This is a genomic window from Jiangella endophytica, assembly GCF_003427025.1.
In the GTDB taxonomy this organism is placed as follows: domain Bacteria; phylum Actinomycetota; class Actinomycetes; order Jiangellales; family Jiangellaceae; genus Jiangella; species Jiangella endophytica.
Genome location: NZ_QVAI01000001.1, coordinates 776,052 through 801,162 on the forward strand (window position 1 = coordinate 776,052; position 25,111 = coordinate 801,162).

The window sequence follows — 25,111 nt, forward strand, 5'->3', positions numbered from 1 at the left end:
TGTGCCAGGCTGGCCCGATGACCGACGAGGACTGGGAACGACGCGTCGCCGCGGCCTGGGCGTCCATCGACGAGTACGACGAGGACGCGTTCCGGGCGGTCATCGGTGGCCTCGCCGCGGAGCTGCCGGACGGTCACCCCGTCGCGGCGTTCGAGCGGGCCTGCGCGTACGACTCCACCGGCCGGCCCGACCTCGCCGAGCCGCTCTACCGTGCGGCGCTGACCGGCGAGCTCCCCGGCGAGCGCCGTCGCCGGGCGGTGATCCAGTTGGCCAGCAGCGTCCGCAACCTCGGCCGCCCGCAGGAGAGCATCGACCTGCTCACGGCGGAACTGGGCCGCGGCTCGGACCACCTCGACGACGCCGTCCGCTGCGTGCTCGCGCTGGCGCTCACCGATGCCGGCCGCGAGCGCGAGGCGGTCTCCGTCGCCGTCGGCGCGCTGGCCCGGCACCTCCCGCGCTACCAGCGCTCGATGGCTGCCTACGCGAAGGCACTGGCCGATCCCTAGAACGCGCGGCGGGCGACGTTCTCGGCCGGCTCCTCGGACGGCGCGAACTGCGCGATCCAGGGGCCGGTGCCCTCGCTCTGGTCGAGCACGTCGGCCTCGAACCAGGTGTGCTCGCCGGCCAACACGGCCTTCGCGAGCGCCTCGTCGGCGCCGTCGGTGTTGTGCCACAGCGCGTCGAACAGCCGCTCGACCCGCAGCCGCGCCTGCCGCGAGAAGACGTCGGCCAGCTGGACGGCGCCGGACTCGGGCAGCATCCGTGCCCGCACGCACGACGCCGCGATGGCGAACAGCTCGGCGCCGATGTCGACGATGCGGCCGAGGAAGCCCTGCTTCTTCTCCAGTCCGCCCTGCCAGCGGGCCATCGCGTAGAACGTCGACCGCGCCAGCCGCCGCGACGCCCGCTCGACGTAGCGCAGGTGCGGCGCCAGCACGCCGAAGTCCTGGTACGACGTCGGCAGCTGGCCGGCGCCGGTGACCAGCTGCGGCAGCCACTTCGCGTAGAACCCGGTGGCCCTGACCGCCGCCTTCGCCTTGCCGGGCAGCGCGACGTCGGGGTCGATGACGTCGCCGGCGGCCTGCAGGTGGGCGTCGACGGCCTCGCGGGCGATCAGCAGGTGCATGATCTCCGTCGATCCCTCGAAGATGCGGTTGATGCGTACGTCGCGCAGGATCTGCTCGGCGGGGACGGCGCGCTCGCCGCGGGCCCGCAGCGACTCGGCGGTCTCGTAGCCGCGGCCGCCGCGGATCTGCACCAGCTCGTCGGCCACCAGCCACGCCGTCTCGCTGCACCACAGCTTGGCCAGAGCCGCCTCGATGCGGATGTCGCGACGACCTTCGTCGGCCAGGTGTGCCGAGAGGTCGAGGACCGCCTCCTGCGCGTACGCCGTGGCCGCGATGTAGGACAGTTTGTGCGCGACGGCGGCGTGCCGGCCGACCGGTCGGCCCCACTGGACGCGTTCGGCCGACCACTCGCGGGCGATCTTCAGACACCATTTCGACGCCGCCGTGCACAGCGCCGGTATCGACAGCCGGCCGGTGTTCAGCGTGGTCAGCGCGATGCGCAGGCCGTCGCCCTCGCGGCCGATGCGGTTCTGCGCGGGCACCCGGACGTGGTCGAGGCGGGTGACGCCGTTCTCGATGCCCTTGAGCCCCATGAAGGCGTTGCGGTGCTCGACGGTGATGCCGGGGGAGTCGGCCTCGACGACGAACGCCGTGACGCCGCCCTTGCCGCCGTCGTGCTCGGGCACCCGCGCCATGACGACCAGCAGCTCCGCGATGACGCCGTTGGTGGTCCACAGCTTGGTGCCGCTGAGTTCGTACCCGTCGTCGACCGGGACGGCTTCGGCCGCGAGCCGAGCGGGGTCGGAGCCGACGTCGGGCTCGGTGAGCAGGAACGCGCTGATGGCGCCGGCCGCGCACCGCGGCAGGAAGGCGCGCTTCTGTTCCTCGGTGCCGAACAGTTTCACCGGCTCCGGCACGCCGATGGACTGGTGCGCCGACACCAGCGCGCCGATCGACGGGTGCACGCCTCCGAGCAGCATGAGCGCGCGGTTGTAGCCGACCTGGGTGAGCCCGGCGCCGCCGTACTCGCGCGGGATCTTCATGCCGAAGACGCCGGCCCGTGCCAGCGCCTTGACGTACTCGTCCGGGATGAGCGACTCGCGCTCGATGACCGCGCCGTCGAGCTCGTCGCAGACGCCGCGCAGCCGGTGCAGGAACGCCGCCGTGGCGGCTTCGTCGTCGGGCGACTGCGATGGATGCGGATGGATGAGGTCGAGCCGGAACCGGCCCAGATACAGCTCTCTGGCGAACGACGGCTTGTCCCACCGCGTCTCGCGGGCCGCCTCGGCGACTCGCCTGGCCTCCCGCTCGTCGACCTGCTGGGGGGTGGTCATGCCCGCCTCCTTCGTCGGTGGCGTGTGTCCCCATGTTACCCGCTGGTAGCGGTCGCAACGCGAAGCGCTAACTGTCCGGCGGTTGTACGCGCGGGCCGCCGAGCAACTGGGCGAGCGCGGCCGGCTGCTGGAGCTGTCCAGGCCCGACGACTGGGAGGCCGCGCTGCGGCTGCAGCGCGCCGGCTACGTCCGCGCCGAGACGCCGCTCGGTGCGTCACCGGGTGCGCCGCCGCTCTACGCCATCGACGACGGCGACCGCGCCGTCCTGCTCGGTCGGCGAAGGGGCACACCGGCCCGGTCGACGCGCGCGACCTGCGTGAGCTGCACCGCAAGGCAGCCTTGCTGCCGCGCGAGCCCGGCGACCCGCGGCTGGCGTTCTGGTTCCGCTCCGGCCTCTCGCCCGACCTCGCCGCCGCCGGCGTCTGGGGCTTCGGCCCGGCCGACGTCCTGGCCGACGTCCTGGCCGACGTGCTCGCCGACGGGGAATCTCGCTCGCCCGGCCGGCGTTGAACGATGTAACCTGGTCGGACCTTCGGGTGCGCCCGGGGGGTTGACAACTACAGAGGGGCTGAGCGGTTTCGACTTCGTTCGTCGAACCAGGGGAAGCGGGCCGAGGAGGCCGCGTTATCTCGTTAACGCTCGCGGCAAACGTTACAAGTGCCAACGCTAAGCGCACTGACTTCGCTCTCGCCGCCTGAGGCAGAGTAGGAAGTCTGTCGACCCGGGGATGTCTCCGCCCCGGTGTTCGGCATCATTAAGGGGACTCACCGACCGGTACGGTCACGGGACCGGTAGGGACACTTACGTGGCTGGGCTCGTCACGGTGAACTCGCCTGTGTGATCACCGGAGCCAAGTAGAGGCATAGCAGGCTGCGCCCGGAGAAGCCCTGGAGAAGCGTCGAAGGACCCGGGTTCGATTCCCGGCAGCTCCACACACGTGGAAGCATCGGCACCCCCTGTGGGCCCGTTGACCAGTTGGTTTTCGGGTCTGAGGGGGTGCCGATCGCGTTGAGCGGACTCAGCCCGGTACGAACCACTCTCGCTGTCGGCGCCGGATCGCGAATCCGAACCGGCTCGATAGCAATAGTCGGGCGGCCTGGGTCGTCTGGAGGTGTTGATCACTCATCTTCTTCTCGCCTCGTCCGTGTCGCGACTTCACGCTTGCGGACGACCGGTAGGAGGAGTGCTGCCAGGGCGCGCACGGCTTCATCGCGCTGCTCGTCGGTCATGGGAATGACGGTCGGAGGCAGGATCTTGACCTCGCGTCGTGGGCCTCGGCGCCGGATGGGTTCAGGGCGATCAGGACTGGGCATCGGTGTCTCCACAGGACGGGTCTCGGCGGCGCGTTGCTGCGCTTGCAGGCAACTGTCTGGTACCCGGCTTTGGCAGGACCAGCCGTCCGTGGGTTCCACCTCCAGCGAACTCTGGCGTCGCGAGGCCCGGTCAGACTGCGACGACTGGTCGTGGGAGGCGCGTGCCGAGCTCGCGCACATCGACGACCTCGCCGACCGTCGGCGATTCGCTGGCTGCGTCGTGGTTGCGGTGCACGCCACGACGCTGTCAGCGATATCGCACAGGAGGTAGGCGGCCACTAGCCTGGAACACCTGTTCGCTCGCCGAGCGAACCCCTGGGACAATCCGATCCCCAGCCGTTAGCCTGCCATCCAGCGCGCGTACCACAGCTGACGCATCCAGCCGTGGCACGATCCGGGCCAGAGTTCCCATCGCAGGATCGACGTGGCGAGAGCGCCGCCGGGCAGGTCCGGAGGACAGGCGGGCTCGACCACGGGTGCAGGTGGCGAGAGGCGGGGCTTTCGCGTGTCTGAGTGTGGCTGCAAGACTTCCACCAGCCGTTGATGATGTCGGCGCGGCTCAGTAGCCTCTGAACGCCGAAGGTTAGGATCAAACCGGATGACAGTTGGCGACTGATGGGGGCGGGAGATGGCGCGCGCAGACCTGCTTCTTGATCTCGTAGAGGCCGAGCGACGTGGCGATCGCGAGCGCTTCCGTGTCCTGGTCGAGGCAGTGATCGCTGAGGAGCGAGCCAACCAGCATCATCTGCTCGCCGACCGTCTCTCCGAGCTGATCACCACGACGGGGCAGGGCGTCATGCGCGATGACCGTGCTGCGGCGATCCGTGATCTTGTGCAGGAGGTCGTTCCGAATCGTCGGCTGCATGACTTGGAACTTGCGGCGGTTCCGAGGCGGGTAGTTGCGGAGCTGATCGAGGAGCAACAGCGTGCCGAACTGTTGCGAAGCTACGGGATCGAACCACGTAACCGAATCCTCCTGTCCGGGCCGCCAGGCAACGGGAAGACCAGCGTCGCCGAGGCCATCGCTTCGGAGTTGATGCTGCCGTTCTACATGATCCGCTACGAAGGAGTGGTTTCCAGCTTTCTCGGAGAGACCGCCGCGCGGCTCGACAACGCCTTCGAGTTCGCACGCACCCGCCGTTGCGTCCTGTTCTTTGATGAACTCGACACCATCGCCAAAGAGCGTTCGGACGAACACGAGACTGGCGAGATCAAGCGCGTCGTCTCGACGTTACTGCTCCAGATCGACCGACTACCGGCACACGTCGTCTTCGTCGGCGCGACCAACCACAGTGAACTCCTGGACCGCGCTGCATGGCGTCGGTTCCAGGTTCGTGCCAACCTCGAACCACCCAGCCGGTCCCAAGCCACCCGGTTCCTGGAGCGGCTCGCCGCACGACTGGGCGGTGACCTCGGCTTCGCTCCACGCACGCTGGCCGACAAACTCGCAGGGGCAAGCTTCGCCGACCTCGAAGAGTTTGCTCTCGACGTGCGCCGCAGGTCAGTGCTCGAGCTGCCGGACAGCGACCTCCGAAAGATCGTTCAGGAACGTATTGAGCACAGGCGCGATCAGGCGGCGGGTTGACAGGGGAGCGTCGGCCGCTGCTGGCTTTTGGCCCGCCAGCCGCTGGTGACCGACCCTCCCAGCGCCCCCGCGACATGCCGCGATTGTCCAAACCTGGCGCCCGTCGGCAAGGGGAGCGGCTGACGCCCCAGTTCCGCCAACTCGTCGAGGCGTTCGAGGCGGAGCGAGCGCGTTTCGCTGCTGACATGCCCGATGAGGTGGATCCGGCATTGGTTGTCGTGTTCGACCTTGCCGGCAGCGTCAAGGACTTCCGCAACGCGATCGATCGGATCGAGGGGCTGGAGTTCCTGTCCGAGCTGCTCGGCGATCGCGCCGATCCCGATGACGACTTCCATATGACCGAGCGGAACAAGGGGCGCACCGATGGCGCCGTCCCGCACTCGCTCTACCTCGTGATGTCCAACGCCAGAGCGATCGATGAGCTGCTGCGCCTGTTCGAGCTCTGGAAACAGGACCAGTCGGTGACCTTCACGCACGGGCTCGGCAAATTCAAGGCGGCATTCGAGCAACTGACCGCCATCCGACGGTGGGGGCCGGAAGACAGGATTCGAGAGACGGGGCTGCTGGTGCACTGGCAGGAGACCCTCGACCTCATTGGGCAATCCACTAGCCCCGTCGTGGTCGAGGTCGAGCTGTGGCATCGACGCTCCGCTGAGGCGCGCACCGCCGCCGAAGCGCACGTCGAACGTGTCGTCGCCGACAGCGGCGGGCGAGTTCTCGACCGCTCTCAGATCGGTGAGATCGGCTACCACGCATTACTAGTGGAGCTGCCCATCCAACAGGTCCAAACGGTCCTGAACAACGGAGCTGGGTCGATCCGACTGCTCACGACCGACGAGGTCATGTTCGTCAGCCCGTTCACGCCTATGAGCATCGCACCGCCCACTCTCGACCCCGTAGACGAAGTGCGACTACCGCCCGGGGTACGAGTCAACGGGCTTCCCCGAATCGCACTCCTGGACGGTTTGCCCTTCCCGAACCACGACGCCTTGACCGGCAGACTGGTGATCGACGATCCCGACCGGGTCGGCGAAGACTACCCAGTATCCTCTCGCAACCACGGAACCGCGATGGCTTCACTCATCCTCCACGGCGACCTCTCAATGCGCGAGGAACCGCTGGATCGACCCCTGTATGTGCGACCCATCATGCGGCCCCACGAGTTCGCCGCCAGCAACGAGCAGGTCATCCCGAACCGGCTGCTCACCGACTTGCTCCACCGAGCCGTCAAGCGGATTGCGGAAGGAGAAGGCGGCCGGGACGCGATCGCCCCGAGCGTCCGGATCGTCAACCTCTCCATCGGCGCGCAGGCCAGAGCTCTCGTGCGGAGGATGAGTCCGGTCGGTCGTCTTCTCGACTGGCTAGCCCACTCCTACAACCTGCTGTTCGTCGTCAGCGCCGGCAATTACCTCGCTCCCATCACGATTCCCGTCGATGCTGCGGGTGACCCGGCCACGGCTCGGTCGGCGGCGACTCGCGCGGTCTACGACGCGACCATGTTGCGGGGCATCCTGCCCCCAGGCGACGCCCTCAACGCCCTGACAATCGGCGCGACCCACGATGACGGGTTCGGCGACATCAATGTGCCCGACACCGCGTGGGACATCACCGACCAGGGCGCGCCCGCGCACTACAGCGCGACCGGTCCAGGGGTAGACCGCTCCGTCAAGCCGGACATTTACCACGTCGGAGGCCGTGCGCTTTACACCCGCCCGGTCATTCAGCCGGGCAGCGACTCGGTCAGCATAGATCTCGCGCAGTCTGCAACGACCGGGCCCGGGCTCCGGGTCGCCGCTCCGGGACGAAGAGGCGCAACGAATACCACGGCCTTTACCACAGGCACCAGCAACGCTACTGCGCTGGTCACCCGCGAAGCCGACCGCCTGTTTGACATTCTTGAGGCCGCACCGCCCAGTGCCGGCGACGACCCGCTTCCAGATGCGCAGTACCACCCCCTCCTCGTGCGCGCGCTCTTGGCGCATGCGAGCGGCTGGGGCCAGTGGGGAACGAGGCTTCGCGGTGAACTCGGCCTTAGCAACCAGCAAGCTCGCCGCCACCTCACAGCGCTACTTGGATACGGAGGGCTCGATACCGCGCGGCTCGGGGGGGCTGCGACGAACCGTGCGGTTCTGATAGCCGGCGGCCATATCGCTCGCGACCAACGCCACACGTACGAACTCCCGTTGCCGCCGTCACTCCGCTCCCGGGCGGAATGGCATCGCTTCACGATCACGCTCGCCTACATGGTGCCCACTGTCGGCCACCTCACTCGGTATCGCGGCGCAAAGGTCTACTTCGCCACGCCAGACACCAATCTCGCAGCAGGAGACCGAATCGACGCCGAACACAACACTGTCAGGCGGGGCAGCCTTCAGCACGAGATAGTCGAGGGAGCCGGGGCGATGGTGTTCGGCGACGGTGGCGCTTACCCGATCCACATCGAGTGCATGGATGACGCCCAACGACTCCGAGCTGGGAACCGGGTTCGCTACGCGCTCGTCGTCTCAATCGAGACCGCCGTGGAGACCTCCACCACGATCCACGAGGAAGTGCGTGCAAGACTGCGCCAGCGGGCCCGAGAACGTGCCCGCGAGAGAGTGCAGGGCTGACACCGATGATGCCTCGCCATCTCGATGGCGTGGCTTACTCCGCCTGTATGTTACCTGTGCCGTCGCTGCGGCAGAGGTGATCGAGCGGTGGTCACGGGCATCTACGACTGCCTTCGATACAGCGCAATCATCGCTACAACTCTGCACTTCGTCGTCCCCGTCGACGACGGCACGTCTCACCGTCAGCGGCAGGCCCACACGCGGAAGTGAACGGCAAAGATGGCTCCTATGGCGTCTCATGAAGAGGTCCTTGCGCTGCACCGGTACTTTCTGCAGGCCAACCAGATGCGTGTCTACTACGACAACCGATTAGCCCAGGAGGGAGTCGCCTCGGTCGACGACGACCGGTGGGCGCAACAGTGGATCGATATGTGCCTCTGGTATGCGTGCCTGTACATTGTGATAGAAGGATGGAAGCAGCTCGACCTCTCTGACGATGGCGTTGATGCACTTCTCGCGTCGCCCAGTGTGGGCCTCTTGAGGAGATTCCGGAACGGAGTCGTCCACTTTCAACCAACGTACTGGGACGACCGGTTCTCCGAGTTCCTTTATGAAGGGCAGGGCGCGGCTGCTTGGGCGCGGGCCGTGAATCAGGCTATGGGGCGCTACTTTCTTGGCTGGTTCCAAGCTGAACGGGGCAGAGATGGTCCGGGACTTGATTGAATCGGAATGGGTGGAGCGATCCGCTACGCGCCCAGGCGGTTCACGCAGCTCGCCGACTCGCCGGCGATCACAGCCGGGTGGTTGCCGCCCTCGACGTCAGCGGCATGCAGCCAATAGCAGAAGGGTTCGCTGATCCCGAAGTCCTTGATGATCCAGGCTATTGGAGCCTCCCAACGCGGGCCACGGCCATGACATCCTCGCGGAACTCCTTCGGACGGGGGTCTGGGCACGTTCGACATCCACTCAGCGACGCCCTGCCGGCGCCACAGATCAGGTGTCGCTACTCGTGCGGCAGACCCATCTGGCATACGTGGCTCTGGCGAGCCGCGACTGTCCCGGCATTCGTGAGCTGAAACCTGCCGCCGCTCCATCGAAGAAGTCCCCTTCGTGCCATCCGGCGAAGCGTCTTGTAGATGGTGCCACGAGCGTAGCGTGCGCCGCGTTCCGCAAGGGCGCGGTCGAGTTGGTCGGCGGTCACCGCCTGACCCATCGAGTTCGGGTCGGAGGCGAGGAGGGTCAGGATTGCCTCGTGGCATGATTCTGCGCGTATCTGCAGGTCACGCAGCTGGATAGGCGGTGCTTGGACCGTCAATGTGCGGTTCGTATCAGGAGGCATCACCACCACAACAGCCGAAGCGGCTGGTCAGAACTGATTCTGGCCGGCCGCTTCGTCATGTCGCGACCACCCGGCGGTTCACGGCCCCTGGCGCTCTGTAGCGTGCGCGCACCCAGCCATGGCCGTGTGGCGCAGGTCACACCGTCCTTCGCGTGCAGTTCTCGCGGCCCGACGACTCAACACTCACGGGGGGTCTGGCCGAGGGGCCTCTCCCGGATCGGCCGCCTCTGCCAGCTGTTCCGGCGGCCGTCCGTGCAGACACCGGCATGGGCGCTCGGGACACACGGAGGATCATGGTGCGCCGCACGATTGCGCTTCTCGCCGCGTTCATGGGATCGACCACCATCGTCGCAGGTTGTGGGGTGGACGACCTCTCGACCACCTCGGCGACGCTGACCTATTGGGTCGCGCCGATGACCAGCTCCCTGGAGCAGGACGAGGCCGTCCTCGAGCCGATCCTGGACGAGTTCACCGCGACGACCGGCATCGAGGTCGACGTCGAGGTCGTGCCGTGGAGCACGCTGTGGGATCGGATCATGGCCGCCGTCAGCAGCGGCCGAGGCCCGGACGTGCTCACCATCGGCAAGGCATGGACGGCGTCGCTGCAAGCCACCGGCGCGCTGCTGCCGTTCACCGACGACGTGATGGACGAGATCGGCGGAGCGGACAGGTTCGTGCCGGTGACGCTCCGATCCGTCGGTGTGTCCGGCGAGCCGCCCGCTGCCGTTCCGCTGTACACCACCGCGTACGCGCTGTTCTACAACACGACGCTCTTCGAGGCCGCCGGCATCGCTGCCCCGCCGGACACCTGGCAGGAGTTCGTCGACGACGCGAAGCGTCTGACCATCGACACCGATGGTGACGGCGAACCAGATCAATGGGGCGTCTCGATCGTCGGTGGCAGTGGCATCACGGCCACGCACCAGGCGTTCATCCTCGGCCGTCAGCACGGGGGCTCGCTGTTCGACCGCGACGGCAACCCTCAGTTCGACAGCTCCGCACAGGTGGCCGCGGTTCGGCAGTACGTGTCCTTGATCGCGACCGAGCACGTGGTCGCGCCCGGCAATGCCGAGTACACCTCTGCCCTCGACGCCATCGATCAGTTCGTCGCCGGCGGGGCGGCCATGTTCTTCGGCCAGTCGATTCACCAGAGCGTTCTCGCCGACATGGGTTTCGCGGACTACGCGGTCGCGCCGCTGCCGGTGCTGGATCCGCTTCCGGCGGGCGGCCGCGACACCCGGACCTTCGTAGGCGGTGCCAACCTCGCCGTGTTCGCGAACACCGACCACCGCGACGCCGCCCTCGCCCTGGTGGAGTTCCTCACCAGCCCGGACGTCCAGGCGGACTGGACTGCTGAGACCGCCACGCTCCCGGTGGTGACCGCCGCCTACGACGAGGACGACCTGGACGACGCTGCTCGCGTCTTCGCCACCATCCTGCGCGATCATGCCGAGCCGATGCCGCAGGTGCCCGAGCACGCCCAGATGGAGATCCTGGTGGGTGGCGCCATCACGGACCTCATGGCGCGGGCCGCCACCGGTCCGGTGACCGAGGACGACATACGGGCGGCTCTCTCCGAGGCCGACGCACGACTGACGGCGACGCGTTGAGCCGTGGCGGATCGGTCCTTCACCGCACGGCGAAGTCACCGCTTCACCGGAGTCCGCGGGGGCGCGAGGCGATGGCTGCCCTATGCACTGATCGGGCCGGCGCTCGTCGTCGAGCTCGTGGTGCACGTCGTGCCGATGGCGCTCGGCATCTGGTTCAGCCTCACCGGGCTGGATCGATCGACGATCGGCGACTGGACCGGAGCGCCGTTCGTCGGTCTTCGGAACCTCCGCACCGGACTGGATCCGGCCGGCCCGATCGGGGCCGAGCTCTGGGCGACGCTGGCTCGGACGGCGATCTTCGCGATCATCGTGGTGACCGTCTCGTGGTCGATCGGTGTCGTGGTCGCGTGGCTCATGGCGTCGGAGTTCCGCGGGCGGAGCGCGCTACGGGTGCTCTTCCTGGTGCCGTTCGCCGTTCCGGGATTCGTGGCGGCCATCGGGTGGTCGTTCATGTTCAGCCGGGACTACGGCGCCGTCAACCAGCTCCTCGTCGACGGTCTGGGCGCTGTCTCGGATCGGCCGTTCTGGTTGATCGGAGACAACGCGTTCTGGGTGGTGGCCGTCGTCTGGATCTGGAACGTCTGGCCGTTCGCGTATCTCATGTCGTCCGCGGCGATGTCGGCGATTCCCTCGGACGTCCATGACGCGAGCGCGCTCGACGGGGCCGCGCGCTGGCGGCAGTTCTGGAGCATCAGCCTGCCCCTCATCTGGCCGGTCAACGCCGTCGTCATCCTGGTCATGTCGCTGTGGGCGTTCAACGAGTTCGGCGTCGCCTACGTGCTCTTCGGCCCTCGACCACCGGAGTCGGCGACGTTCGTCGCGAATCTCGTCCATGGCCACTCGTTCACCGATGCCGCGTTCGGGGTCGGCGCGGCGATGAATCTCCTGGTCGCCGGATTGTTGCTGATCGGCGTCCTCACCTATGTGCGGATCGCACGGCGCTGCGGCTGGTGCTCGTCGTGGCGCTGTCGGTGCTGGGCGCCGGTCCCCCGCGAGGGCCGCCGTGCATGAGGGTGCGGGGTTCCGGTGGTTCCGCAGGGTCGCGTTGACGGTGATCGCTCTGCTGACCGCGGCGCCGCTCTGGGTCATCGTGTCGTCGTCGGTCCGGCCCCTCGCCGACGTGCGCGGACCGTTCCACTGGATACCGAGGAACGTCACCCTCCAGCCGTATCTCGACACCTGGTCGACCATCGGGCTCGGGCGCTACCTGGTGAACAGCGTGATCGTCGCGAGCGCGGCGACCGTGGCGTCCGTCGTCGTCTCGGTGTTCGCCGCCTATGCCGTCTCCAGGATCGACTTCGTGGGCCGGCGGGCCTTCGGTCTTCTGGTGCTGAGCGCGCAAGTGCTGCCGGCCATGTTCGTCTTCCTGCCGTTGTTCATCGTGTACGCCTCTCTCGACAGGTGGTGGGGTGTCGGTCTGATCGGGTCGTACGGCGGCCTGATCCTGACCTATCTCACCTTCTCCCTTCCGGTCTGCATCTGGGTGCTGACCGGTACGTTCTCCGGCCTGCGCCGCGACCTCGAGGACGCCGCCGCGATGGACGGACTGGGCCGGGTCGGGACACTCCTGCGGGTGGTGGTGCCCATCGCGCGGCCGGCCCTGGCGGCGGTCGCGGTGTTCTCGTTCGCCCTGGCCTGGAGCGAGGTGATGATCGCGTCGGTACTGACCACCCAGGACACCAGAACGGTGGCGGTGGGCCTGCAGTCCTATCTCTCGGCTCCGTCCGTCCTGTGGAACCAGCTGATGGCGGCCTGTGTCATCAGCTCGATCCCCGCTGTGGCCGGCTTTCTGAGCATCAGGCGGTTCGTGATGCGCGGTTGGTCGCAGCCGCTGTGATTCCACCACCGACCGGGAGGACCCCCGTGCGCGCTGTCATGCTGATGTTCGACAGTCTGAATCGCCAACTGCTCCCGCCGTACGGCGGGACGGACGTCTCGGCGCCGAACTTCGCCCGCCTGGCCGAGCGGGCCGTGACGTTCGATCGGTTCTACGCCGGGTCGTTGCCCACCATGCCGGCTCGTCGCGAGCTCCACACGGGACGGCACCACTTCCTGCACCGAGGCTGGGGCCCGCTCGAGCCCTTCGACGACTCGATGCCCGCGCTCCTGGACTCGGCCGGCATCCACACCCACCTGACGTCGGACCAGCCGCACTACTGGGAGGACGGCGGCGCGACCTACCACACCCGCTACACGACCTGGGAGATCCACCGCGGGCAGGAAGGCGACCCGTGGAAGGGCGTCGTGGACTCAGGTGTCGCCTCGATGGCCGACCCTCGGGCCGCGCAGCGCCGGCAGGACGACGTCAACCGTCAGTACATGGCGACCGAGGCCGACCATGCGCAGACCCGCACGGTCGACGCGGGAATCCACTTCCTGGAGACGAACCACGACGCGGGCGGGTGGTTCCTGCACATCGAGCTGTTCGACCCGCATGAGCCGTTCTTCAGCCCGGACCACTACCGGAAGCGCTACGAACAGGACGACGACGGCCCGCGGTCCGACTGGCCGACCTACCAGAAGGTGGTCGAGGACGCGGCTCAGGTCGACCACGTCCGCCGTGAGTATGCCGCGCTGCTGAGCATGTGCGACCACTCGTTGGGGCGGCTGCTCGACGTCATGGACGAGCACGACATGTGGGCCGACACGATGCTCGTCGTCAACACCGACCACGGCTTCTCGCTGGGAGAGCACGGCTGGTGGGCGAAGACGTTCCAGCCCCACTACCAGGAGCTGGTCCATCTGCCGATGTTCCTGTGGGATCCGCGCACCGGCCGCAGGGGCGAGCGATGCGACGTGCTGGCGCAGACCATCGACATCGCGCCGACCCTGCTCGGATTCTTCGGCCAGCAGGCGCCGGCGGACATGCAGGGCACGGACCTGGCCGGCGCCGTGGGGCAGGGCACACCCGTGCGTGACGGCGCCCTCTTCGGCATGCTCGGCGGGCACGTCAACGTCACCGACGGCCGCCACGTGTACATGCGCAGCTCGGCGACCGAGGCGAACGGGCCGATCGAGGAGTACACCCTGATGCCGACCCGTATGCGGAGCCGCTTCTCGGTGCAGGACCTGCGCGGCTGGGAGCCGGCTGAGCCGTTCGGGTTCACGAAGGGCGTGCGGACCATGCGGATCGCACCATCGGTACGTGTGGTCAACTCCTGGCGGCACGGAACGATGCTGTTCGACGTCGAGAACGACGCCGCGCAGGAGCGTCCGGTGATCGACGACGACGTCGAGCTGAGACTGGCGCAGCTCCTCCACCGGCGCATGAGGGAGAGCGAGGCGCCGGCCAGCCAGTACGTCCGGCTCGGGCTTCCGGAGAGCGGCGACCTCTCGGCCGAGCACCTGCTCGTCCGGGCCCATGCGGAGCGATCCGCGGAGTCGGCCGCGCCGCTGCCCACACTGGCCGAGCTGCCCGTCGTCGACCTGCTGCAGACTCCGCTGCGCCGGCTGCTCGGTGACCGCCGGGCGTCCTCGGTCATCGAGAAGCACCTCCCGGAGCTGATCGAGACCGAGCCGATGGAGCTGTCGCCGACCGCGAGCCTGCTCGGGCTCGCCCGCGGGGGATCGATCTCCGCCGCCCAGCTGGTGCGGGTGGCCGACGATCTGGCGAAGGTGCTCAGGGCCCCGTGAGAGGCGGCAGAAAGCCCTTGTTCCGGGCCGCGACGACAGCTTCTTCGCGGGTGTTCACGCGCAGCTTCCGATAGATGTTCTTGCGATGGTTGCGGACGGTGTCGGGCGAGAGGTGCAGTGCCGCCGCGATGGCGGGAATCGTCTTGTTCATGACGAGGAGTTCGAGCACCTGCCGTTCGCGCGCGCTGATGCCGGAGAGTGGCCTGGCTGAACGGAACGGCGTCGCGGGAAGGGCTGCCAGCTTCCCGAACACCGCGCCGGCCCCCGGGGTGTTCGAGGCGGCCAGCTCATCGCGGACCTGTTGATCGGTGAGCGTCAGGGTGAACAGCCACTGATCCGGTGACTCCAGCATGTCGACGGCGGCTCGTCGGATCACGCCTGCCCGTTCTTCGTCCCCCGGGCTGGAGCGGATGCTGCTCCCGGCATGGAGCAGGAGGAGATTGATCCGGTCCCTGATCGACGTGCCGGCCGGCCAGTGGTCGGACCGCGTGAGCGTGCGCACCATCGTCTCGCGGCGGAGCACATCGTTGAACCTGGCTCGGGTGACGATCTCGAGGGGGTGGGAACCCATGGTCCGGATCAGCTGCTCGGCGTGATCGGTGTCGCCCAGGCTCAGCCAGAGTTCCGCCTCCGTGGTGTCGAGCATGATGCGCAGCAGCCCGCCGGCGGCGACCCGGTAGCGGAGCTGGGTGGCGCGGAGCCGGTGGATCTCGTCGATCACCACCTGTTGCGTCCCCAGCAACAGAGCCGCCCTGGCTCGCACATGGATCAGGCACGCGCTGCCCACGTCGTCGGGCATGAGCGTCCGCGACATGCTGTTGTGGCGGTGGTACTCGGCCCAGTCGAGTCGGTCGAGGGCGAGCAACGCGCGCGCCGCCACCAGCCAGGACCGCTCGAGCGAGTGATACATCCAGCCGTCGGTCTCGTCGTCGAGGCCGGCGGCTCGATGCACCCAGTGTGCGGCGGCCTGTGCCTCCCCGCGCAGCGCGAAGACGAAGGCAAGATGTGCGGCTGCCGCGGCCCGGCGAGCTCCCGGCATCCAATAGGTGATCTCGAGGTACTCCGCCGAGCGGCGCAGCTGACCGGCGAACAACAGACTGACGCCCAATTGGAGATAGACACCGTCGCGATGGTGTGCGTCGGCGTCGTCGAGGGACTCGATCCGATCGGCGAGGTCGATCAGTTCGTCGAATCGGTTCCGCCGGCGCAGCGCGACCAGCAATGCCGCCAAAGCGCTCATGCGCGTATGCGGGTCGCCGATCAGGTGGACCGAACGAAGTAAGGGATCGAGGTGGCGATCGCCGCGGAGACGGTCGCCCGGGGTGGACTTTCGGATGGCCTCCGAGCCGAGCACGAAGATCGGATGCTTCGCCGCGATCTCAGGCGGGACGATTGCGGCCGCGTGCCGCAGGAGTTCTCCGTTCGTGCGGACCAACAAGGGCCAGTCGCGGTCGAGAATGCGCGCGACGGCGGCGGCGTCGCCTCTGTCGACCGCCGCTCGGAGCTCGTCCTCGACCGTGGTGCCGTCCACCTCGTTCCCCCCTCCCGGCAGCGGAGCCTATACCGGATCACCGGTGTGTTCGGCGTCACATCGCTGCCGTCGTCCGGCATCACCGACTGCCTCATCAGGCATGCCTTCGAGGTGGATATGTGGATATGAGTGCTATGTCTAAATTTTTCCACCGTTATGTCCGACTCGAGTGATCGGTGATGTCCACACAATAGCGACCGTACAACCCCTTGATTCGGACGGGCTAAAGGGGGGCTAGCGCTATCGGCGGGTGGGCTATTTAACGCGATAACCCTTCCGATTCCCGATATTTCCGCGATAGGTATTTTCCCGGCGCTCGGGTGGAGAAATGAGCGGGTGGGCACGGGTGGATACCCGGCTCAGAAAAGAGAGAGCGCCTGCGCGTCGGAAAGCAATGGCGTTCGGGGATCGGCCGCTGACGTGGCGCCGTGCCACGTCGCTGGAGGGAGCAGACGATGTATCACACCCCAGGGATCACGACCGGTATCGGCTCGGGTGCCGCCGGAGCCGGAGCGCTCGCCGCGACGGGAGCGACGACCTTCGCCTACGTGGTCGCCGGCGTGACGCTGATCGTGGGTGGCCTGCTGCTCCTGCGCACGACGCGCATGCGCCGCGCCGCGACGAACCAGGACTGACCCGTGTCCGCTGTGGAGGTTCGCGCGGTCTCCGCGCCGTTGCCGTCCTCGTCCCGGGTCGTCCGCCTGGTCCTGGCCGCCGGCCTCGTGCTGCTCGGCGCCCACCTCGTGCTGAACGCCGCCGCGTTCCGGCTCTTCGAGGCCCGTCTCGCGGGTCTGGTCACCGGGGCGGTCCTCGATCGTGAGGTCCGCACGATGACCGCCCAGCCGGCCTTCGTCTTCGAGCGTGTGGCCGGCGACGAGTCGACCTGGTTCGCACTCCACATCACCTCGCAGTGCAGCGCGTTGTTCTTCCTGGTCCCGCTGGCCCTCGTCGCGGCCTTCGTGCTGCTCTCGGGCCGGTCGACGATCCCGACGCTCGTCGTCGCGGTCCTCGCCGCCGGCGTCCTCCTCGAGCTCGTCAACCTCGCGCGCATCGAGGCGTTGGTGCTCGTCGTGGTGCACGGTGACCCCTCGATGTTCCGCTGGGTCCACGACACGGTGGGGTCGGCGGCGATGCTCGGTGGCTTCACGATCGCGCTGCTCGTCTTCTTCCGGCTCGGCTTCTTCGGGCGCCGGGCTCGAGGCCGTCACGCACCTGAGGCCGGGGGGACGACGTGATCGTCCTGCAGACGGCCGCGAGCGTCGTCATCAGCCTGTCGATGGTCTATTTCCTCATGCTGATGGGCGCCGGCCTGGTCCAGCTCCGGCGCTCGCGCGCACGCCTCGGGGTGCAGAGCGCCGCCACTTACGGTTCCGAACGTGCCGACGTCCCGGCCGCGATGCCGGTCTACTTCCTGGTGCCCTGCCTCAACGAGGAGGCCGTGATCGGGCAGACCGTCGCGGGCCTCACGAGGCTGGCCGGGACGACGACGCTCGTCATCGACGACGGCTCCGACGACGACACGGCGCGGTGCGCGGAACAGGCCGGAGGATTCGGCGTCGAGGTGCTGCGCCGAGAGCTCCCGGAGGCCCGGCGCGGCAAGGGCGAGGCCCTCAACGCGGGGATCGCCTGGGTGCGCCGCCGGGTGGCCGACCGTGGCGAGGACCCAGCGCGGGTCGTCGTGTGCGTCATGGACGCCGACGGGCGGTTGTCCGACGGGGCGCTGGACCACGTGCTGCCGCTCTTCGCCGACGAGAAGGTCGGCGGCGTGCAACTCGCGGTGCGCATCCGCAACCGCGGCTCGTTCCTGACCCGGTACCAGGACTACCAGTTCTGGGGGATCGCCGCGGTCACGCAGTTCGGACGGCAGGCCACCGGGACGGTGAGCCTCGGCGGCAACGGCCAGTTCGCGCGGTTGTCGGCCCTGAACACGGCCGGAGCCAAGCCCTGGTCGGCCTCGCTCACCGAGGACCTCGACCTCGCCATCACCCTCGCGCTCGAGGGCTGGGAGCTGCAGACGACGCCGCACGCCTCCGTCGACCAGCAGGCCGTGGAGAAGCTCCCGCAGCTCATCCGCCAGCGCACGCGCTGGTACCAGGGCCACATGATGGCGATCCGCCGGCTTCCGGAGATCTGGCGCTCCCGGGACCTCAGCAACGGGAAGGCCCTCGAGCTCACCTCGTACTGCCTGGTGCCCTGGCTGCTGGACCTGCCGTGGTCGATCCTCTTCCACTACTGCCTGCTCATGCTCGTGCTGCGGTGGGACCAGATCTCGATCGTCGCCGGTGGCGACGGCACCGCGGCCGTGGTCCTCGCCGCCGCGTTCTACCTCTTCGCCTTCGCGCCGGCACTGGTCACCGGGTGGGTCTACCACCGGCGAGACCGGAGGTGGGGCCTGCTCAAGAGCCTGGCGATGGCCAACTCCTTCATCGTCATGAACTACCTCTCCTTCACGTGCGTCTGGCGCGCGCTGCTGCGGATCCTGCGCGGCCAGACGTCGTGGGACAAGACCGCGCGAGTCCGCGAGGCCGGTGCGCGTCCGGCCACGCCAACCATCGTCACGACCGGGCGCGCAGGGCGCCCGGGAGTGCAGACCGTCGGGGGCGCAGGGCTCTCGGCTCGACAGGAAGAGAGAACTCGATGAGAACGACACTACGGAGGGCATCGCGGGTGGTCGCGACGGCCGGCGTGTGTGCGGGGCTGGCGCTCTCGGGCTCTGCCATCGCCGTCGCCGAGCCCGCGACGGGCGACGGCACGCAGACGAACCTCCTCTACTCGGCCGACGGCGGGGCGACGTGGTCGGACTCGGTGACCGCGCAGCGGGGCGAGCAGGTGTTCGCGCGCCTGTTCTACAACACGACGAAGACCACGGACGTCGCCGGCGCGTCCCTCACGACCCAGATCCCGGACGGGTTCGCCTACGTGCCGGGCAGCACGCGCAACGTGCTCGCCCCGGAGGGCAACCTCGCGACCGGGACCGCCGGTTCGGGGGCGAAGGTCGCGACCATCGCCGACTCGGTGTGGTCCGGTGGCACCCTGACGGTGTCGCCGTCGGCCGGCTTCAACGGTGAGTCGAACGCCTCGCAGAGCGGCGTGCTGCGCACCGGCATCAAGCGCTACCTGAACCTGCAGGAGTGCGTCTTCACCTACATCGACCCGACGCCGCCCAACGACTACGACACCCGGATCATCGGTCCGGGCGGGAGGAGCGCGAACTCGAACGTCTCCAACACCGCCGACGCCGCCGCGGCCTGTGGCCCCGGGAGTGGCGTGTACACCGATCTCACGCAGTCACGGGTCCGTGCGATCGACCTGCTCGGGAATCGGTACCTGAACCTGCACCAGTGCAACTACGTGGCCTCGAACGCCGGCACGCCGGTGAACAACTTCGACAACCGGATCGTGGGTGCGGGCGGCCGCTCCAGCGGGACGAACGCGTCGAACACGCCCGACACCTCGCCGAACTGCGGCACCGGGGACGCGTTCTACACGAACGAGCCGAGCACCTTCGTCGCGGCGGTGGACCTGCTGGGCAACCGCTACCTGAACCTCCAGCAGTGCGTGTACTCGCACGCCGACGGCCAGACCAACCTGTTCGACAGCCGGTGGATCGGCGCCAACCGGGCCCGCACGGCGAACACGAACGCGTCGAACACCCCGGACACGACCGCCGCCTGCGCCAACACGTCCGGCGCCTACGAGGGCACCGTCTCCAACCAGGTGGCCGCACTGGACCTGGTCGACCCGGCGCGCGGTACGGGCTACGTGCAGTTCACGCTCACCTCGGAGGCGCCGGAGACGCCGGCGTGCGGGGAGACGGTGTCGCTGCCGGAGGTCTCGTCGACGCGCACGGGCACGCTGAGCGGTCCGGGCACCGGTGCGCCGGCGTCCTCGGCAGACGTGACGCTCGCGGCGTTCGAGGAGACGGGCGACGCGTGCTCGGACGAGTTGACGGCGAACCTCGACGAGGAGACCACTCCGCGGCGCGCGCCGATCGACATCGACGTGCTGGCCAATGACGACGTCCCGGACGGCGTCACGGTCGAGGTGTCCGGGCCGACGTCGGGCCCGTCGGGCGGCTCGGTCGTGCTCAACGAGGACGGGACGTTCACCTACACGCCTGACGACGACTTCTGGGGGACGGACACGTTCACCTACACGATCACCGACGAGGACGGGAACTCGTCGGTCGGCACCGTGCGGGTCACGGTGACCGAGAACGAGGACGGCACCCCGCTCGTCGCTCCCGGCGCGGCACTCGTCGCCGGGCTGCTCGGCGCCGGGCTCCTCGGCCTGCGCCGCCGCCGCGAGGCAGCGTCGCACTGACCTGACGCACCTCGCCAGTGACGGGGTGCCCGGCCGCGGGCTGCCGGGCACCCCGTCGCACCACGAACACGCACCGGAACGAACGACATGGGGGAGCAATGGCGATGCACGTGACCGACGGACGCAAGCGGGTGGCGTTCCTCTACGGCACCAGGCCGGAGGCGATCAAGATGGCACCCGTGGTCGCGGCGGTGCGACGAACGCCGGGCCTGGTTCCCGTCGTCGTCACATCGGGGCAGCATCGGGAGATCCTGGACCAGGTCAACGCCCTGTTCGGCATCGTCCCCGACCACGACCTCGCGCTGCTGCGGCCGGGGCAGACACTCGACGGCGTCGTGGCCGGGGCACTGCGCGGGTTCGGCACCTACCTGGACGAGGCACCGGTGGACGCGGTCGTCGTCCAAGGGGACACCAGCACCGCGTTCGCGGGAGCGCTCGCGGCCTACCACCGTCACATCCCGGTCGTCCACGTCGAGGCCGGGCTGCGGACCGGGGACCTGTACTCGCCGTTCCCGGAAGAAGGGAACCGGCGGTTCGTCGGCGTCGTGGCGGACCTGCACTGCGCTCCGACGCGGGCCGCGGCGGCCAACCTGAGTGTGGAGAACGTGCCCGCCGGCCGCGTCATCGTCACGGGCAACACCGTGATCGACGCGCTCATGTGGGCGGTCGAGCACCAGCGGGTGACGGAGAACCCGCTCATCGATGCCGCGATCGGGCAGGGGCGGCGGATCGTCACGGTCACGCTGCACCGGCGCGAGTCGTGGGACGGTGGCATCCGCGAGGTCGCGGCGGCCGTCGCCCGCGTGGCCCGCCGGCAACCCGACGTGCTCGTCGTCCTCCCGATGCATCCCAACCCCGTCGTCCGCGCGGAGCTGCGACCGCTCCTCGACCCGGTCCCCAACGTCCATCTCGCCGAGCCGATGAGCTACGCGCCGTTCTGCCGCCTGCTCGCCTGCTCCACGGTCGTCGTGACGGACTCCGGCGGTGTCCAGGAGGAGGCGCCCGCCCTCGACGTGCCGGTGATCGTCACCAGGGAAACGACGGAGCGGCCGGAGGCGGTACAGGTGGGCGCCGCCCTGCTCGTCGGGACGGACCGGGACCGCATCGCCACGACACTGGAGAAGTTGCTCACCGACGACCTCCTCCACAAGCGCATGGCGTCGGCGCCCAGCCCTTTCGGCGACGGGCGCGCAGCGGACCGCATCGCCGCGGCGGTCAGCGACCTGCTGTCCGTGCGCCGGCTCGCGGACGTGGGCGACCGCGTGGGCACGTCCGCCTCGTAGTCGTCTCGGCGTTTGATCGCGTTCATTATGTTCAGTTATTCTCCTAGTGCGCACGCGTGTGGGCCGGCATGCACACCGTCTGGACATGAGGAACGCAATGGCACGAGGAGCGCACGACGATCCCGGGACCGGGAACGCCGACAGCGATGCGCCGCAGGTGCAGGCGATGGTGGCGCTTCCTCCGATGAGCTCGGACTCGAGGCACGAGGTGCTCGTGGCACGTGCTCGGGAGCGCGGTTTCGCCCGGGTGGCGGACCTCGCCGCGGAGCTCGGCGTCTCTGGCATGACCATCCGCCGCGATCTCGACCTGCTCGAGAGTCGCGGGCTGGTCAAACGCGTCCGTGGTGGCGTCGTCGCAGGTCACGGCACGTCCGGGGGTGCGACGTCCGAGTTCGCCGAGGTCGATGCCGCGGCCGAGACGCAGGCCCGCCACATCGGCGTGCTGGTCCCTGACCTCGGGTTCTACGCCGGCGATCGTGGGCCGGGCGTCGCCCAGGCCCCCGATGCCCGGTACTACTTCCAGCAGGTGCTGGCGGGCGCGCGCGCAGAGCTGGAGAGAGCGGGCGTTCGCGCGCGCCTGATGTTCTCGCCGATGCCCGAGCGTCTCGATTCGGCCGCCTCCGGGGTCATCCAGGCGCACGAGCGCCGGCTCGTGGACGAACTGCTGACCTCCGGCGCGAGCGGCCTCCTGTTCAGCCCCAATGGCACCGACGGCTCCATGGACGACTACCTGGAGTGGCTGAGCGCCTTGCCGATTCCCGTCGTCCTGATGGAACGCGAACTCGCGGCCGACTCCATCGCGCCGAAGATCTCGTCGGTGCGGACGGCGCACGAGGTCGGCGTGCGCATGGCCGTCACTCACCTGTACGAGCAGGGACATCGGCGGATCCTCGTCCTGCGACATCTGCAGTCGCAGACAGCCGAGTCCATCCATCAGGGCTGGCTACGGGTGGCGGCCGCACTCGACCTCGATCACGGTCTGACGCTGGCCGTCTCGGACCTGGCCGACTGGCCCGCGGAAGCGACGGTCGACGCGTTCTTGCGTGAACAGCTCGAACGCGGTGTCACAGCGATGCTGTGCCACAACGACAACAACGCGTTCATGGTCCTGCGACGGCTCCAGGCCATGGGTCTGCACGTGCCCCGCGACGTCTCACTGATCAGCTACGACGACGACTTCGCCGAGCTCTTCGATCCGCCGATGACGGCGGTCGCTCCGCCACGCCAGTACGTGGGACGGCTGGCTGCTCGGCTGCTGGCAGACCGCTTCGACGGCCTGCCGGTGGGTGCCGCGCACGTGCGGGTCGAGCCGGGGCTGGTGCTGCGCCAGTCGGTCGGTCGCGCGCCCTCGTCCGTCTGATTCCCCGCCCGGCCCGGCAGGTCCCCTTCCCGCGCCCGGGCGCGCCGGCGCGGGCTCCTCGTCCTCGCGACGGTGGCGGCGTCGCCCGTCGCTGCCGCGGCCGCCACTCGAGCCTGCCCGGCGCTCTTGACACGGTCGAGACCGATCGTTCAACATGTTCCATGTTGCACACGAGGTCGAACTTTTGAACATCCCCTGATTCGAGGGCGAATCGAGAGGAACCGCCGATGAGCCGAGCCGCGGTCCCCGTCGCCGTGCGGCGCCCGCATTCGGCCCGCGAACGGTTCCGGCAGAACTGGCCGCTCACCCTCTTCCTGATCCCGGGCACGATCGTGCTCGTCACGTTCCACTATCTGCCGCTGGCCGGGAACGTCATCGCTTTCAAGGACTATCTGCCGTTCGTCGGGATCGCCGATTCGCCCTGGGTGGGCTGGGAGAACTTCCGTGTTCTCGTCAGCGGCGATCCTGCCTTCGTCAACGCGCTCACGAACACGCTCGTCATCACGCTGGTGCAGACGATCCTGGTCTTCCCGGCACCCATCGCGCTCGCGCTCCTGCTGAACAGCCTCGTGTCGGAGCGGGCCAAGCGCGTGGTCCAGACGGTCGTGTACCTTCCCCACTTCCTGTCGTGGGTGGTCGTCGTCGCGATCTTCCAGCAGTTCCTCGGCGGTTCCGGGATGCTCAACACCTGGCTGCGTGGCAACGGCGGCGACGGCCTGCAGATCATCGGGAATCCCGACACGTTCATCGCGCTGCTGACGTCTCAGGTGATGTGGAAGGACACCGGATGGGCGACCATCCTGTTCCTCGCGGTGCTGTCGACCATTCCGCAGGAGCTCTACGAGGCCGGCAGCGTGGACGGTGCCTCCCGGACGCGGCAGATGTGGCACATCACGCTGCCGGCGATGCGCGGCATCATCATCCTGCTCCTCATCCTGAAGCTCGGTGACTCCCTCACCGTCGGGTTCGAGCAGATCCTGCTCCAGCAGGCCGCCGTCGGCACTCACGCGTCGGAGGTGCTCGACACGCACGTCTACAACAACGGCGTGATCGGCGGGAACTGGGGCGTGTCGGCGGCGGTGGGGCTGGTCAAGGGAGTCGTGAGCGTGGTGCTCGTCCTCGTGGCCAATCGTGTCGCCCACATCTTCGGTGAGGACGGTGTCTACCGCCGTGGCAGTTGATCAGACCGAGGTCGTGGCGCCCGCGCCCAGGCGCACCACCGTGCGGCCGGTCCGGCGTCGGGGCCGCCGCATGATCGGCGGGCAGCCGATGCCTCGACCCGTCGCCCGGGTGGTCAAGGGCATCGTGCTCACGATCGTCTGCGCGCTGGTGATCATTCCGTTCCTCGGGATCTTCGCGACGTCGGTGGCTCCGGCAGGCCAACTCGCCGCGAACAACGGGTTCGTGCTCTGGCCCGAGGCGTTCAGCCTCGACGCCTACCGATCGATCCTGAGCGGCGGAGTGGTGTCCGGCGCCCTCGTCATCTCCGTCGGCGTGACACTCGTCGGGACCGCGTTGTCGTTGTCGGCCACGGCACTGATGGCCTACGCCCTTGCCCGGCCGAGCACGATCGGACGCGCCCCGGTGCTGACCCTGCTGCTCCTGAGCCTGCTGTTCACGCCCGGAATGATCCCCACCTATCTGATCGTGAAGCAGATCGGGTTGCTGGACTCCCTGTGGGCACTGATCCTGCCCTCGATGTTGTCGGCGTTCAACGTCATCGTGATGCGATCGTTCTTCCAGGGCATTCCCGGCGAGCTGATCGACTCGGCGAAGATCGACGGTGCGACCGAATGGCAGATCTTCCGGTTGATCAGCCTGCCGCTGTCGAAGGCCGTGCTCGCCGTCATCGGCCTCTTCTACGCCGTCCAGTACTGGAACGCGTTCTTCAACGCGCTCCTGTACCTCAATGACTCGTCCCTGTGGCCGCTGCAGATGGTGTTGCGCACGTACGTCGTGAACGGCACGAATCTCAGCCCCGCGGACCTGGGCCCGACGGAGATCCTGCCACCCCAGCCCGCGATCCAGATGGCGATCCTCGTCGTCTCCTTCCTCCCCATCGTCTGCGTCTACCCGTTCCTGCAGAAGTACTTCGCGAAAGGCGTGCTGACCGGCGCCGTCAAGGGCTGATCGGTCACCCGCGACGGGCTGCTACCGGCTCGTCGCCCCTCCCGGCACCGTTAC

19 protein-coding genes and 1 other RNA gene are annotated in these 25,111 nt (G+C 68.4%); 18 read left to right on the forward strand and 2 right to left on the reverse strand.

Going from position 1 to position 25,111, the window contains the following annotated elements; all coding sequences use genetic code 11:
* Positions 1–17: 17 nt before the first annotated feature.
* Positions 18–506, forward strand: coding sequence for a tetratricopeptide repeat protein (locus DZA62_RS03465; RefSeq protein ID WP_116947336.1), 489 nt, complete (start codon positions 18–20; stop codon positions 504–506).
* On the opposite strand, the gene DZA62_RS03470 is transcribed toward DZA62_RS03465, so the two are convergent.
* On the reverse strand, positions 503–2,401 hold the full coding sequence (locus DZA62_RS03470; RefSeq protein WP_116947337.1) for an acyl-CoA dehydrogenase family protein: 1,899 nt from the start codon (positions 2,399–2,401) through the stop codon (positions 503–505). The two genes, DZA62_RS03465 and DZA62_RS03470, sit on opposite strands and share 4 nt — an antisense overlap.
* Before the next feature lie 339 nt (positions 2,402–2,740).
* Between DZA62_RS03470 and DZA62_RS35485 the strand changes: the two genes are divergently transcribed.
* From DZA62_RS35485 to DZA62_RS03510, 9 genes are all read left to right on the forward strand, one after another.
* A complete protein-coding gene (locus DZA62_RS35485; protein ID WP_157987441.1) occupies positions 2,741–2,911 on the forward strand; it encodes a hypothetical protein in 171 nt (56 codons plus the stop codon).
* Positions 2,912–2,965: 54 nt separating this feature from the next.
* Positions 2,966–3,336: a transfer-messenger RNA gene (ssrA, locus tag DZA62_RS03475) on the forward strand.
* Positions 3,337–4,342: 1,006 nt separating this feature from the next.
* On the forward strand, positions 4,343–5,299 hold the full coding sequence (locus tag DZA62_RS03480; RefSeq protein ID WP_116947338.1) for an AAA family ATPase: 957 nt from the start codon (positions 4,343–4,345) through the stop codon (positions 5,297–5,299).
* Positions 5,296–7,908 (forward strand): S8 family peptidase, encoded by a 2,613-nt coding sequence (locus DZA62_RS03485; RefSeq protein WP_116947339.1) that lies wholly within the window; start codon positions 5,296–5,298, stop codon positions 7,906–7,908. Before DZA62_RS03480 ends, DZA62_RS03485 begins: the two co-directional genes overlap by 4 nt.
* A gap of 228 nt (positions 7,909–8,136) precedes the next feature.
* Positions 8,137–8,571, forward strand: coding sequence for a hypothetical protein (locus DZA62_RS03490; RefSeq protein ID WP_116947340.1), 435 nt, complete (start codon positions 8,137–8,139; stop codon positions 8,569–8,571).
* A gap of 978 nt (positions 8,572–9,549) precedes the next feature.
* The gene (locus tag DZA62_RS03495) at positions 9,550–10,797 is read left to right on the forward strand and encodes an ABC transporter substrate-binding protein (protein WP_157987442.1); all 1,248 of its coding nucleotides are present in this window, start codon (positions 9,550–9,552) and stop codon (positions 10,795–10,797) included.
* A gap of 3 nt (positions 10,798–10,800) precedes the next feature.
* On the forward strand, positions 10,801–11,808 hold the full coding sequence (locus DZA62_RS03500) for a carbohydrate ABC transporter permease (protein ID WP_198663367.1): 1,008 nt from the start codon (positions 10,801–10,803) through the stop codon (positions 11,806–11,808).
* 40 nt (positions 11,809–11,848) lie between these two features.
* Positions 11,849–12,634, forward strand: coding sequence for a carbohydrate ABC transporter permease (locus tag DZA62_RS03505; RefSeq protein ID WP_232827236.1), 786 nt, complete (start codon positions 11,849–11,851; stop codon positions 12,632–12,634).
* A 26-nt stretch (positions 12,635–12,660) separates the two neighbouring features.
* Positions 12,661–14,430 carry a sulfatase-like hydrolase/transferase gene (locus tag DZA62_RS03510; RefSeq protein ID WP_116947343.1) on the forward strand — a complete coding sequence of 590 codons (1,770 nt, stop codon included), beginning with the start codon at positions 12,661–12,663 and terminating at the stop codon, positions 14,428–14,430.
* Here DZA62_RS03510 and DZA62_RS37140 read toward each other — a convergent pair.
* Entirely contained in the window at positions 14,417–15,961 is a 1,545-nt protein-coding gene (locus tag DZA62_RS37140; RefSeq protein WP_116947344.1) for a helix-turn-helix transcriptional regulator, read from the reverse strand. The two genes, DZA62_RS03510 and DZA62_RS37140, sit on opposite strands and share 14 nt — an antisense overlap.
* A gap of 455 nt (positions 15,962–16,416) precedes the next feature.
* Here DZA62_RS37140 and DZA62_RS03520 point away from each other — a divergent pair, with 455 nt between their 5' ends.
* From DZA62_RS03520 to DZA62_RS03555, 8 genes are all read left to right on the forward strand, one after another.
* Entirely contained in the window at positions 16,417–16,596 is a 180-nt protein-coding gene (locus DZA62_RS03520; RefSeq protein WP_116947345.1) for an LPXTG cell wall anchor domain-containing protein, read from the forward strand.
* A gap of 3 nt (positions 16,597–16,599) precedes the next feature.
* Positions 16,600–17,196 carry an exosortase/archaeosortase family protein gene (locus DZA62_RS03525; RefSeq protein WP_157987443.1) on the forward strand — a complete coding sequence of 199 codons (597 nt, stop codon included), beginning with the start codon at positions 16,600–16,602 and terminating at the stop codon, positions 17,194–17,196.
* The gene (locus DZA62_RS03530; protein WP_198663368.1) at positions 17,193–18,602 is read left to right on the forward strand and encodes a glycosyltransferase; all 1,410 of its coding nucleotides are present in this window, start codon (positions 17,193–17,195) and stop codon (positions 18,600–18,602) included. Before DZA62_RS03525 ends, DZA62_RS03530 begins: the two co-directional genes overlap by 4 nt.
* A complete protein-coding gene (locus DZA62_RS03535; protein WP_157987444.1) occupies positions 18,599–20,284 on the forward strand; it encodes a cadherin-like domain-containing protein in 1,686 nt (561 codons plus the stop codon). The genes DZA62_RS03530 and DZA62_RS03535 overlap by 4 nt, the downstream gene beginning before the upstream one ends.
* Positions 20,285–20,388: 104 nt before the next feature.
* The gene (gene wecB / locus DZA62_RS03540; protein WP_116947564.1) at positions 20,389–21,567 is read left to right on the forward strand and encodes a non-hydrolyzing UDP-N-acetylglucosamine 2-epimerase; all 1,179 of its coding nucleotides are present in this window, start codon (positions 20,389–20,391) and stop codon (positions 21,565–21,567) included.
* 184 nt (positions 21,568–21,751) lie between these two features.
* Positions 21,752–22,927: a substrate-binding domain-containing protein gene (locus tag DZA62_RS03545; protein WP_269813843.1), complete on the forward strand. Its 1,176-nt coding sequence runs from the start codon at positions 21,752–21,754 to the stop codon at positions 22,925–22,927.
* A 227-nt stretch (positions 22,928–23,154) separates the two neighbouring features.
* Positions 23,155–24,108 carry an ABC transporter permease gene (locus tag DZA62_RS03550; protein ID WP_116947349.1) on the forward strand — a complete coding sequence of 318 codons (954 nt, stop codon included), beginning with the start codon at positions 23,155–23,157 and terminating at the stop codon, positions 24,106–24,108.
* Between the two features lie 88 nt (positions 24,109–24,196).
* Positions 24,197–25,057 (forward strand): carbohydrate ABC transporter permease, encoded by an 861-nt coding sequence (locus tag DZA62_RS03555; protein ID WP_198663371.1) that lies wholly within the window; start codon positions 24,197–24,199, stop codon positions 25,055–25,057.
* The last annotated feature ends 54 nt before the right edge of the window (positions 25,058–25,111 follow it).